Source organism: Natronorubrum marinum, from assembly GCF_052040125.1.
GTDB lineage: Archaea > Halobacteriota > Halobacteria > Halobacteriales > Natrialbaceae > Natronorubrum.
Map to the genome: position 1 here is coordinate 1058610 of NZ_JBPPFV010000001.1, position 11878 is coordinate 1070487.

General features: G+C 65.3%; 11 protein-coding genes. 6 read left to right on the forward strand and 5 right to left on the reverse strand.

The features are described from left to right. Nucleotides 1-149 precede the first annotated feature (149 nt). Nucleotides 150-2111 carry an SLC13 family permease gene (locus ACSFC5_RS05315; RefSeq protein WP_440764202.1) on the reverse strand — a complete coding sequence of 654 codons (1962 nt, stop codon included), beginning with the start codon at nucleotides 2109-2111 and terminating at the stop codon, nucleotides 150-152. 224 nt (nucleotides 2112-2335) lie between these two features. On the opposite strand from ACSFC5_RS05315, the gene ACSFC5_RS05320 reads away from it, so the two are divergent. The 3 genes from ACSFC5_RS05320 (at nucleotide 2336) to ACSFC5_RS05330 (ending at nucleotide 4613) form a co-directional block, all read left to right on the forward strand. Continuing rightward, complete coding sequence (locus tag ACSFC5_RS05320) at nucleotides 2336-2710, forward strand: tautomerase family protein (protein WP_440764203.1); 375 nt, start codon at nucleotides 2336-2338, stop codon at nucleotides 2708-2710. A 129-nt stretch (nucleotides 2711-2839) separates the two neighbouring features. Then, the gene (locus tag ACSFC5_RS05325) at nucleotides 2840-4036 is read left to right on the forward strand and encodes an MFS transporter (protein WP_440764204.1); all 1197 of its coding nucleotides are present in this window, start codon (nucleotides 2840-2842) and stop codon (nucleotides 4034-4036) included. A 109-nt stretch (nucleotides 4037-4145) separates the two neighbouring features. Beyond that, entirely contained in the window at nucleotides 4146-4613 is a 468-nt protein-coding gene (locus tag ACSFC5_RS05330) for a universal stress protein (RefSeq protein WP_440764205.1), read from the forward strand. 29 nt (nucleotides 4614-4642) lie between these two features. Here the strand turns inward: ACSFC5_RS05330 and ACSFC5_RS05335 are convergent, their stop codons facing one another. From ACSFC5_RS05335 to ACSFC5_RS05350, 4 genes are all read right to left on the reverse strand, one after another. Next, complete coding sequence (locus ACSFC5_RS05335) at nucleotides 4643-5470, reverse strand: DUF7847 domain-containing protein (protein ID WP_440764206.1); 828 nt, start codon at nucleotides 5468-5470, stop codon at nucleotides 4643-4645. A 68-nt stretch (nucleotides 5471-5538) separates the two neighbouring features. After that, the gene (locus tag ACSFC5_RS05340) at nucleotides 5539-6792 is read right to left on the reverse strand and encodes an ArsA family ATPase (RefSeq protein ID WP_440764207.1); all 1254 of its coding nucleotides are present in this window, start codon (nucleotides 6790-6792) and stop codon (nucleotides 5539-5541) included. A gap of 64 nt (nucleotides 6793-6856) precedes the next feature. Further along, nucleotides 6857-8284 carry a glycosyltransferase family 2 protein gene (locus ACSFC5_RS05345; protein ID WP_440764208.1) on the reverse strand — a complete coding sequence of 476 codons (1428 nt, stop codon included), beginning with the start codon at nucleotides 8282-8284 and terminating at the stop codon, nucleotides 6857-6859. A 426-nt stretch (nucleotides 8285-8710) separates the two neighbouring features. Then, nucleotides 8711-9811 carry a pyridoxal phosphate-dependent aminotransferase gene (locus ACSFC5_RS05350; RefSeq protein WP_440764209.1) on the reverse strand — a complete coding sequence of 367 codons (1101 nt, stop codon included), beginning with the start codon at nucleotides 9809-9811 and terminating at the stop codon, nucleotides 8711-8713. A 106-nt stretch (nucleotides 9812-9917) separates the two neighbouring features. Between ACSFC5_RS05350 and ACSFC5_RS05355 the strand changes: the two genes are divergently transcribed. The 3 genes from ACSFC5_RS05355 (at nucleotide 9918) to ACSFC5_RS05365 (ending at nucleotide 11848) form a co-directional block, all read left to right on the forward strand. After that, nucleotides 9918-10430, forward strand: coding sequence for a CinA family protein (locus ACSFC5_RS05355; RefSeq protein WP_440764210.1), 513 nt, complete (start codon nucleotides 9918-9920; stop codon nucleotides 10428-10430). A 129-nt stretch (nucleotides 10431-10559) separates the two neighbouring features. Next, nucleotides 10560-11201 carry a hypothetical protein gene (locus ACSFC5_RS05360; protein WP_440764211.1) on the forward strand — a complete coding sequence of 214 codons (642 nt, stop codon included), beginning with the start codon at nucleotides 10560-10562 and terminating at the stop codon, nucleotides 11199-11201. A 161-nt stretch (nucleotides 11202-11362) separates the two neighbouring features. After that, nucleotides 11363-11848, forward strand: coding sequence for a metal-dependent hydrolase (locus ACSFC5_RS05365; protein ID WP_440764212.1), 486 nt, complete (start codon nucleotides 11363-11365; stop codon nucleotides 11846-11848). Nucleotides 11849-11878: the final 30 nt, after the last annotated feature.

Consider the following 11878-nt stretch of genomic DNA (forward strand, 5'->3'; position numbering starts at 1 on the left):
GGTTCCCAGTCAGTCGGAACGTGGTTTCCGTTGGTTATTATTTTCCCGTTTTGCCGAGCAGCATCGTCCAGTATCTCGCGGAACGGTGGCGTCCCGCGGCCGAACTCTGTTGGCCGCCCGAGGGGAAGTCTCGAGTGAACCGTTGGGCGTTACGAGTCCCAGGCCTCGACGAACTCGGTCGGCAGCGCCGTGAGATCGATTCCCCAGGCGATCGGCAGCCAGAAAAGCGCGACGGCCGTGATCAGGATGATTCCAATCACGTTGAGACCGATTCCGACGCGAACCATCTGGGGCAGCGTAATGTATCCGCTACCGAAAACGATCGCGTTCGGCGGCGTCGCGACCGGGAGCATGAACGCGAACGAAGCCGCGGTCGCGGCGGCGATCATCAGCCCGAAAGGGTGGACGCCGATGCCGACCGCGACGCCGGCGAGAATGGGCATCAACATCGCCGTCGTCGCCGTGTTCGAGGTAACCTCGGTCAGGAAGATGGTCATGGTGACGACGGAGAACAGGATGAGCACCATCGAGATACCCTCGAGTGCTTGCAGTTGTTCGCCGATCCAGGCCGCGAGGCCGGTGTCGCCGAAGCCGGCGGCGATCGCGAGCCCGCCGCCAAAGAGAAGGATCACGCCCCACGGGATGTCGACGGCGTTGCTCCAGTCGAGCAGGAACGTGTGCTCGCCGTCCTCGGTCGTGGTCGGCAGTGTGAACAGTACCATTGCACCGCCGATGGCGACGACCGTGTCCGCGTCATCCGGAATCGGGAACGCGAAAATCGGATCGAGGAACAGCGCTACCGCACCGGGAACGAACGCCGGAGCGGAATCGAACTGCCCGATCAAGCTGGCACCGATCCAGGCGAGAGCCATGCTGACGAAGACGACGAGCACCAGTCGCTCCTGTTTGCTCATCGAGCCGAGATCGGAGAGCTGTCGATCGATCGTGCCCGCACCGATCGGGAGCTGGTCGAACTGCGGGGACATCGCGATGCGAGTGACGTGAATATAGACTGCAACGAGACCGATCGCCGAGATGGGGAGGCCGTAGAGCATCCACTGGGCGAAGCTAACGCTCTCGCCGAAGAGTTCTCCAGCCTGCCCCGCAAAGAGGATGTTTGGCGGCGTGCCGATGAGCGTCGCGACCCCGCCAACGGATGCACCGTAGGCAATACAGAGCATGAGTGCGATACCGAACGAGAAGTTCCCCTCGGTGGTATCGATATCGAGGTCGCTATTGTCGACCAGATCCGCGGTCTGGTAGATCACCGCCAGTGCGATGGGGACCATCATCATTACCGTCGCGCTGTTCGAGACCCACATCGAGAGAAACGCCGTCGCGAGCATGAACCCGAGGATGAGCCGTGAGGGTTCGGTCCCGACGGCTTTGATGGTTCGTAGCGCGATCCGGCGGTGGAGGCCCCACCGCTGCATCGCCATCGCGAGGAAGAATCCACCCATAAAGAGGAAGATCAGCGGATTGGCGTAGGACGGCGTCGTCTCCGCGGCCGGAAGCGCGCCGGTCAGCGGGAACAACACGATCGGAAGCAACGACGTTGCAGGGATCGGAATCGCTTCGGACATCCACCAGACGGCGACCCACGCGGTGACGGCGGCAACGGCTTGCCCTTCCGGGGTGAGTCCCTCCGGCGTCGGCGAGAGAAAAAGAAGTGCGAACAAGACGGGGCCGAGGCCGAAGCCGATCTTCTGGCGAAGCCCGTACGAGCCGCCGACATCGAACGGGGATTCTTCGTTTCCATCACCGTCATCATCACCGCCGTTTCCGCCGTTACCACCGCCGGTACCGCCGATATTTCCGTGTTCGGTTGCCGTGTCGCTATCGTCGGTACCGCTGTCGACGTCGCGGTCCCGGCCGTCTCCCGCGGTCTCGCCGAGATCACGACCGCCGTCCGCGAAGGCCGTCCGCGCGAGACGTCGTTCCTCCGCGGAGAGGCCGTCCATGTCCTCGACGATTGCGGGACCGTCGAGCGTGAGGTACGCCTTCGTCTGCTCGTTGAGTCGCCACAGGTACGCCCACAGTCGCTGCGTGGCCGTTCGAACGCGGTTCGAGAGCTGGTTCGTCAGTCCGTGGTCGGGCTTTGAGTTCGCCATGTGATTCCGTCGGTGTCAGCGCGCAGTTCGGTCTCGTTAGCGGCACTCGGCTTTCGCGGACCGCTTGGTCGGGCCGTTCAATAAGTAACCAGCAAGTAGCAGCCGTTTCCGCACACTCGAGCGTTGATAAGATCCGATTACGGGCCCGCGATCCGAGCGGTGGGCCACTCGAACGACGGACGAATCGCCGGAATTCACAAGCCGGCGGCCGGCCAAATCCGGGTATGCCGCTGTTACAGTTCGACACGACGCTGTCGCTCACCGGGGACGAGAAAACGGCGCTTGCGGACCGAGTAACGGAACTGTACACCGACGAGATGGCGACGACGGCCGGCCACGTCGCCGTGACGATCCGCGACCGCGAGTCGGCCGACCTCCACCTCGGCCGCGCGGTGGACGGGCCGCTCCTCTTTCTCGATGCCGAAATCCGGCAGGGTCGGCCGTTCGAACGCAAGCGCGCGTTCGCGCTCGAGGCCATGGCGTACCTCGGCGAGACGTTCGACGTCCCCGACGAGAACATGAAGGTCGTCTTCACCGAGCACGCGGGCGAGAACATGATGGGCGTCGACCGCGTCGGTGGCGAGTGGGACGGCGAGTGAGCGACGAGTGAGTGACGAGCGAGCAGCGAGTTCACGTCGGAACCGTGCGACGGCAAAGCGTCACGAGCCGGTACGTCTCTCCGCCACCGGGACAGTAAAGCGCGTTCTCGAGAAAGCACGCGTCGTTCGATGGATCGGTCGTACTGGCGGACGGTTTCGCTCGTGACGCTGTGGCAAGTGTCGGCGAGCATCTGTTACTACACGGTCTTCGCGGCGACGCCGTTCTTTCGTGACGAGTTCGGACTCTCCCGGTTCTCGGTGGGGTTCGTGGTGACGGCGCTGACGCTCGGCTACGCGATCTGTCTGCTTCCCGTCGGCGCGCTGATCGACCGTTTCGGCGAGAAGCGATCGCTCACACTCGGACTCCTCGGACTGGCGACCGGTGCCGTGATGGTCGCCGGCGCACCCACCTACGCCCTGTTGCTCGCGGCTGCGTTCTTCCTCGGTTCGATGTACGCCTCCGCGATTCCGGGGACGAACAAGGCGATCTACGACAGCATCGCCGCGGGCCGCCAGAACTTTGCGCTGGGAATCAAGCAGGTTGGCGTCACCGCCGGCAGCGGCATCAGCGCCCTGCTCGTAACCGGGTTGGCGGGCGTGCTCTTCTGGCAGGCCGGCTTCCTGATCGCCGCGGGTGTCGGGTTCGTCGTTGCCCTCCTCTTCGCCGTGCTCTACAGCAACGCGAGCGGCGGCGGCCAGGCGGAGTATCCGGATTTCCGAAAACTGTCGCGCAACCGACCGTACCGCGTACTCGTCGCGGCGGGCTTTTTCCTCGGCGCCGCGCTGTTCACGACGACCGGCTACACCGTCCTCTACGTCGAGGAGGATATCGGCGCCTCGGTCGCCTTCGGCGGCGTGGTGCTCGCGCTGGTCCAACTGTTCGGGAGCGTCGGCCGCGTCGTCACGGGCTGGCTGAGCGACAACCTGCCCGGCGATCCGCAGGTTCGGATCGGCGCGATCCTGATCGTGCAGGTCGTCGCGGGGGCTGTCCTGTTCGTGGTCGTTGCAGCGACCGATAGCGCGCTGAACGCCGCTATCGCGTTCTCCGCCCTCGGCTTCTTCGTGCTCGGAAACACCGGCATCTACTACTCCTACATGGCGACGCTGGTCACGGCCGACGAGATGGGCGGTGCGACCGCCGCCGGCCAACTCTCGCTCGTGATCGGCTCGGTCGTCGCCCCGCCCGTCTTCGGCTACCTCGCTGACACCGTCGGCTACCGTGGCTCGTGGTGGCTGCTCGCAACCGGTATGGGCCTGGCCGTCGGTTTCCTGCTGTACGCGGTTCAGCTCGAGCCCCCGATCGACGAGCCGGCGATGCAGGAGTGACAGGGTCGGATCGGTTCGCCGACGGCGTAATCGGCGTTCGGAGGCCATGCAGCACCTCGAGGCCGGATCCGGGAGACGACTTTTGATTCGGGCGGCCGAAGGAACGGCCATGTACCGCATCCTACTCCCGGTCGACGAAACCGAGGCTCGAGCGCGCGCACAGGCCGAATCGATCCTCGAGAACCCGGCTGCAGACGACTGTACCGTCGACGTGCTACACGTCCACCGCGACGTTTCGGCACCGAACGCCGAGTGGGCCGCCGGCGGGTTCTCCGAGACCTTCTCGGAGGAGATGGCAGAGAACGTCGAGAACCTCAAGCGGCTTCCGAACGCGGTCGAGGTGGCTGTCGACGTTCTCGAGTCCGGTGACGTCGACTGGTCACTCCACGAGACGACGGGCGAGCCGGCCGAGGCGATCCTCGAGTTCGCCGACGAGCGCGACAGCGACGTGATCGTCCTCGGTATCGGGACGGAGTCGCCGATCGGTAAGGTCCTGTTCGGCAGCGTCGCACAAGCGGTGATCCTCGCGAGTGATCGGCCGGTAACGATCGTGCCGGAGGATCGATCGGAGTCGTAGCTGCGAACAGGGCACCGCTCGCGACTCGGTTACCAGTTCGCGTTCCGGTCGTCGTCCCCGTCGTCGCCGGTTCCCCAGCCGCCGTCGAGATCTCGATCGTCGCCCCCGCTACCGAAGTCCCGGCTGCCGTCATCGTTACCGGCGCCCCAGCCGTCGTCGCGCGCACCACCCGCCGGGCTCGACTGGCCATCGTCCCAGCTACCGGCTCCGCTCGTCGAAGCGGGTTCGCGGTTCTCCAGGTAGACCCTGGCGTAGGACAACTGGACGATCGGTCCGACGATCGCCGTGATGATCGCACCGACGAGGGCGACGAAGACGAACGACTCGACGTCCACCGAGAAGAGGGTGGCGACGATCACCGTCGAGAACAGGACCAAGAGCGATAGCAGCGTGATACCGAGCAGCTTCAACAGATTTCCGTGGGCGACGTTCCAGCTCGTCCCCAGTCCTTCGAACGCGTTCTCGTCGTCGATCACGATGGCAGGGAAGGCCAGGGAGAGTCGAAGCCCGAGGTAGATCCCGGGGATGATCAGCAGGATGAGACCGATCGTGACCGCCACGGCGTAGATCAGGGTCGCGCCGATCAGCGACAGCAACCGTCCGAGGACGGTGTCGAGTTCGATGCCGATCGTCGCCGACTCGCCCCGCGCTTCGGCGAACGCGAATCGGTGAGCGACCCCGTTGGCGACGATTGTTAGTAAAAAGCCGAGGAGCGTGAACGTGACCGACTCATCACCGAGGCCGTCTACGAAGCCGACGATCAGAAACAGGAGGATCAGTATCGGGTTCCGTTTGAGCCAGTCGAACGCCTCGAGCATCGTATCGACCGAATTCTTCCGGTGGAGCTGCACTGACATAGAGTTGCTATTTATCGTTCGCTGATAAAAACGGTGCGTTTTCCGGGACGGCGTCGTACTGAAACCGGTCAACGAAGACAGGCCGCGACGACCTCGAGCATCCCCTCGCCGCGAACCTCCTCGGCGAACAGGGGAACCCGCCGGACGTCGGTGCCACGAAAGAGGTCCTGGGCCTCCGCGAGGGCCTTCTGCTGGACGTCCCAGCGCCGCTGGCAGAACTCGCAGTCGTCCAGATTCGGCTGGAGGAACTCGCCGTCGACGTCGTCGGTGACGTCCGAGAGGGGTTCCATGACGCGGTTGACGACGAGGGTGCCGACGGGAATCTCGAACTCCCGGAGCTGTTGGCGAAGCCGTTTGGACTCGAGGACGCTCATCTCCTCGGGCACCATGACGATCCGGAAGTCCGTCCGCGCGGGATCGCGCAGCACCGCTCGGAGCCGTTCGATCCGGTCTCGGAGTTCGTCCAGATCGTCGAGGTCGTCCTCCTCGGGCGGCTCTTGGCCGCCGAACATTCCTTTCATGCCCTCGAGCATGCCGCTCATCCGCTTGCGGAACTTCAGGATTCGCCCCATCATCGTGTCCATCAGTTCGGGGAGCTGGAGCAGCCGAAGGGTGTGGCCCGTCGGCGCCGTGTCGACGACCACGCGCTCGAATCGCGGGTCGTCCATGTACTCGAGGAGGAGTTGCATCGCGGCGGCCTCGTCGGCACCCGGCATCGCGCCGCCGAAGATGGCGTCCATGGGCGACTCGCCGCCGAGCATGTCGCCGAGTCCGCCCATGCCGCCCATGCCGCCGCTGTCGGAGTCGCCGCCGAACGGTCCCTGATTACTGCCGCCGAACGCGTCGTTGCCACCGCTGCCGAAGCCGGCACTCCCGTCGTCCCTCCCGGCGCTTCCTCCACCACTCCCGCCACCGAAAAAGGCGGTCTGCCCGCGTTCCATCGCGGCCTCGGGATCGATTTCGGCCGCGTAGAGGGGGATATCGTCGCGGAGCCGGCCGGGTTCGGACGGCACCTCGGTTTCGAACGTATCGGAGAGGGAGTGTGCGGGGTCCGTCGAGACGACGAGCGTGCTGGTCCCGCGCCGGGCGCTGTCGAGGGCGGTCGCCGCAGCCATCGTCGTCTTTCCGACGCCCCCTTTCCCGCCGTAGAGCACGTAGTCGGGGCCGTCGATCGGCTCGTCTGACGGCTCCACGTCGATCGTCTCGCGTTCGTCGTCCGCGACGGAGTCCGTCGGCGTCACCTCGATGGTGTGTGCGCCGTCGTCGCCGCTCGAAGCGTCCTCGGCCTCCTCGTCGACCGGCTCGACGTCGATTCCACTCATGCCAGCCGGTTCTCCGTCCCGACACGAGTATTCGTCGGTCTCTCGGTCCGACTTGGCGGGCCAGTCACGGTCGCCCTCGAGCGCGACTCCGAGCGACGTCGCCAATCGCCAGCGCCGTCGGAACTGCCAGTACTAGCAGGATGAGCCCCTGTGTGATCGGATTGACGACGATCGAGTAGCCCGCCTGATGCCAGCGGCTTCGGAAGGGAAGCGCGTCCCAGGCCGCGCGGTAGGCTACCACGCTCAAGTAGCCCCAGACGAGCGCGTTGAAGCCGACGAGCGCGAGAAGGGGCACCGTGAGCGAGCCGACGGCTCCGCCCCCGCTGTACAGAAGCCCGACGAGCAGGGCCGCAGGGATGCCGACGACGGATAACAGCGCCAACGCCTGTATCAGGAAGAGTCCCGTCCAGAACCGGCTGCCCTCGAGGCCGGCCCACCCGCGCGCGTACAGATACCGGTACGGCTCGTGGGTCCACTCCCGCTTCTGTCGGATCCAGGACTCGAGAGCCGTGGGGCAGTGCGCTCGAGCGTACCGATCGACGATTCCGAGATCGTAGCCCCGACGGGACGCCGCGACCCCGAGCGGCACGTCGTCGTCCGCCTCGCGCTGCCAGCGATCCAGGTCGGCCAGCACGCGCGCTTCGGTGACGTACGCGGATCCGAGGAGGTGGTACGGTCCCGTGCTCGATTTGTAGCACAGATCCGACCAGCCCGCACTCGCCATCGACTCGAGCAGCGGCAGGACGCCGTCGTCGGCGTTTCCGACCGTCCGCTTGGCCTGTACGATGTCGTACTCCTCGAGACCGGCAACAGCGAGTTCGAACGTGTCGACAGGGAGTCGCGTGCCCGCCTCGAGAACGGTGACGACGTCGTCGTCCGCGAACGTCTGGGACTGGCTATCGTAGGCTTGCGTGAGCGCACGGGCGTGGGCCCGCGAGACGCCCGTTCCCGTGAAACACCACTCGTTGGGAGACCGATCGCTCGCCAGTGAATCGGGATCGGTTTCGATCGTCACGACCTCGAGCCCCGGCGGTCGATCCCCGCCGATTTCGCCCTCGAGTTCCGGCGCGGCCGTTTCGCGAGGATCGTACGCGACGATCACGCGCACGAGCGACACCGGATAGCTCTGGGACGCGACACTCGTGAGGGTCCGCTCGAGGAGTCCCCACTGGTCGTGTGCGACCGACACGAGGACGTGCATCCGTGGAAGTTCCGTGGCGGGAAGCCGACAGCGGGGGCCGGAACCGTGCTCGAGAGCGGGTGCAACGGCGGCTTGCTCGAATGGTGGGAGGGGGCCGGAGCCGCCGTCGGCGCGGGCCTGGACTGGCCGTCGCTCGCGCTGTCTGGCTGACGTCTCGAGGGCGCGTCCGAGCGTCCGTTCGTCGACCTCGTTCGTCGGTCGACGGACGAACAGGCCGAGCAGCCCGCAGTTGACGAGGGCGTAGCATAACTGCGTCAGGACGAACGCGGCGACGACGGCCTCGAACAGCATCTCCCTGCAACACTCTCGGCCGTTCGTATCTGTATTGCGGCCGGAGCGCGGGTGGGGGTCTCTGTTGAGATCTGATTTTGTAGGTGTGCTTCGGTGCTTAGTGAGCGGGGTGTTGTGATGACGACTTAGTGAGGACAAGCGTGTTGCTGTCGCTGGCGGCGATGATTTCCACGTCCTCCCCACCCGATTCGCTCGCTTCTTCCAGTCGCTCGCTCATCCCTCGCGCCTATTCGAGCCGCGGTTCACCATCGGTTCACCGCGGCTCAGCGCGCGCCACCACACGTGGTCTGACTGGACCAAGCGATAGCGCCTCCGCCTGTACTGACCGTTGCGGGTACTGAACCGATCACTTACTGCGGTTTTCGACGGGTCGTAGATGCTGTATCTGACGTAGCTTGCCGTCGAACTCGACGGTCGTCAATTGGGTCAGTCGAAGTAGGTCGCCAGCCGCTCGGCCGCCTCCTCGACGCGCGGCGTCACGAGGGCGAATCGGAGCCACTCCGTCCGCGAGTCGCCGAACGCCTCGCCGGGCATCCCGGCGACGCCGGCCTCGTCGATCAACCGCTCGACGTTCTCGAGCGTCCCCGGATAGCCGTCGAAGCGGGCCATGACGTAGAACGAGCCCTTCGGCGTGGTGTACTCTGCGCCCGCGGCGTCTAAGGCGTCGGTGAACGTCGCGACGCGCTCCCGGAGTAGGTCGCGATTAGCTTCGTAGTAGTCCGGACCCGTCTCGCGCAGGGCCTGCAGGACCGCGTACTGGCCGGGACGGGTGGTGGCGACGTTGACCAGCATGTGCCGGCTCTTGGCGTTCTCGACGAGGTGGGGCGGAAAGACCGCGTACCCCACGCGCACGCCGGTGATCGCCATCGACTTCGAGAACGCGTTGGTGACGATTCGGTGGGCCGAGTCGACGCCGAGCGCGCTCGAGAACTCCCCCGAGAGGTCGAAGTGGTCGTAGACCTCGTCGCTGACGAGGATCGCGTCGTACTCCTCCGCGACGGCGACGAGTTCCCGAACCGTCTCTTCCGGATAGACCGCCCCGGTCGGGTTGTTCGGCGAGTTGACGACGATCGCCGCGGTCTCCTCGCTCGCGGCCTCGCGAACGTCGGCCGGATCGAGTCGCCCCTCGTCGTCCGCCGCGACGAACCGCTGGGTCCCGCCGAGCATCGTCGTCTTTCCGGGGTAGTAGGGGTAGACCGGATCCGTTAGCAGGACCTCGTCACCTCGGTCGCGCTCTAACGCCCGCGCCATCGCGAGGTAGTTCGCCTCGCCCGCGCCGTTCGTGATTACCACCTGCTCGGCGTCGACGCCCCGGCGGGCCGCGATCTCCTCGCGCAACTCGAGCAGCCCCTCGCTCGGCGGGTACTGGAACTGGTCGGGCTCGAGGTCGGCGTACTCTCGAAGCCCGTCGCGGAGCGCTTGGGGCGGCTCCCAGTCGGGATTCCCGCTCACCATGTCGACGACGTCGCGGTCGGCCCGGTCGGCGTACTGCATGACGTGAAAGAACAGCGGCGTCTCGTACTCCATGTGAGGTAGACGGGAGCCACGGACCGTCGTTCTTTCCGTTCGTCGCTGCGTGCGCTCGCGTGAAACCCGTGCTTTGACACGTCGCCGGCGCCTCGACTCGAGTACGATGAACGACGACATCGACCGCGAACTGCCGATGGCCGTCGCCGACGCGCTCCGGGCCCGCGAGGAGACGCTCGCCGTCGCTGAGTCCTGTACTGGCGGGTTGATCGGCGCGGCGATCACGGCCGTTCCCGGCGCGAGCGACTACTTCGACTCCGGACTGACGACCTACGCCTATGATGCCAAGCGGCGCCACCTCGGCGTCAGCCGCGAATCCCTCGACGAGCACGGGGCCGTCTCCGAACCCGTCGCACACGAGATGGCCCGCGGCGTGCGAGACGTCGCGGACGTCACGTGGGGGATCGCGACGACCGGCGTCGCCGGGCCGACCGGCGGCACCGAGGAGGACCCAGTCGGAACCGTTTACATCGGAATCGCCTACGCCGGCCCGTGGGGGAGCGAGTCCTCGTTTTCCGTCGTCAATCGGTACGTCTTCGACGGCGACCGGGCCGAAGTTCGGGCGAAGACCGTCGATCGAGCGCTCGAGGATCTGCTCGAGGCGATCGACGCTCAGTGATCGTCTGCTCGGTCGGTGAGTGTGTCCACCAGTCGCGAGAGCGTGCTCCGTCGACAGTTTCAGGCGACCGGCGACCGTTTTCGACGGATAGACCAGAACCGGTTTTTGAATTAGCAGGCTAGTGAGCGCATGAACCGTCAGCACGCCGTCTTTGCAGCAGGTGCTCTCGCTCTCTTTACCGCGATCGTCCATCTGGTGGTCGGGGTAGTCGATCTGTACAACTGGCTCGTCAACGGGGACTCCGTCTCGATACTGCCGTTTGCCTTCGTCGCGTTCTCGCTGCTCGTCTTCCTTCTGATCTACACGTACTCAAAGGGCCTGCTTCGAGAGGCGCAGGCGTACGCGGCGGGTGCGGCCGTCATGTTCCTGCCGATCGTCGGTTACGCCGACTGGCACGCCGCGGGCGTAACCGAGTCCGCTCTCGGACTCGACGATGCGGGACTGGGACACGAGCACAGCCACAACGGTGACGGTCACGATCACAGCCATGATGACGACCACGATCACAGCCATGATGACGACCACGAACACAACGACGATGATCACGATCACAGCCACGATGACGGCCACGACCACAAGGACGACGATCACAGCCACGGCGATGGCCACGAACATAACGGGGACGACCACGACCACAGCCACCACGACGAAGGCGACGTGATCGAGGTGACGATCGATCACCTGCGAGACGATATGCTGGCTCTGTCGACCAAAATCGCCGAGTTCGCGGCCTTCGCGCTCTTTACGGCGCTCGCGATCACGGAACGATAACCGAATTCGGAACAGGCTGCCTCGAGCGAGCCGACGACACCGGAACTCGAGACGAGAACGATTCGACTCGCTCCCGTCTCGCACGTCGCGACCGACCGACACGAACCGCTGACAGTCCTCGAGAGAAACCTTTTCGACGGTCGCGTCTCCAGTAGCGATAGATGAACAAGAAGGGACACGTTCACAATGCCGTTCTCCTGAGCCTCGGACTAGGCTACCTCCTCGAGCCGGCGGGCGACCTCGAGACGTTTCGAGCCATTATCATGATCGGCGTCCCGGTGACGCTCGGGGCGCTCTTTCCGGACGTCGACACGGCGTTCGGCAAACACCGGAAAACGCTACACAGTCTTCCGGTACTGGCCGGCTTCGTCGCCTTTCCGTACGTCTTCGGAAACCTCGAGTACGTCTGGATCGGCGTACTGACCCACTACGTGCTCGACGTGGCGGGGAGCAAACGCGGCATCGCGCTGTTCTATCCGCTCTGGAAGAAAGAGTTCGGACTGCCCGTCGGCGTCGCGGTCAGCAGCAAACACGCGACCGCGGTGACGGTCGTCATCACCGTTCTGGAACTGGTGCTCGTCGCGGCGGTTCTCTACGAGGTTCCCCAGTGGGGGCTCGAACTCGGGCGGCAGGCGGTCGGTATCTAGGTCCGTCGACGCTTCGTACTGAACGCGCCC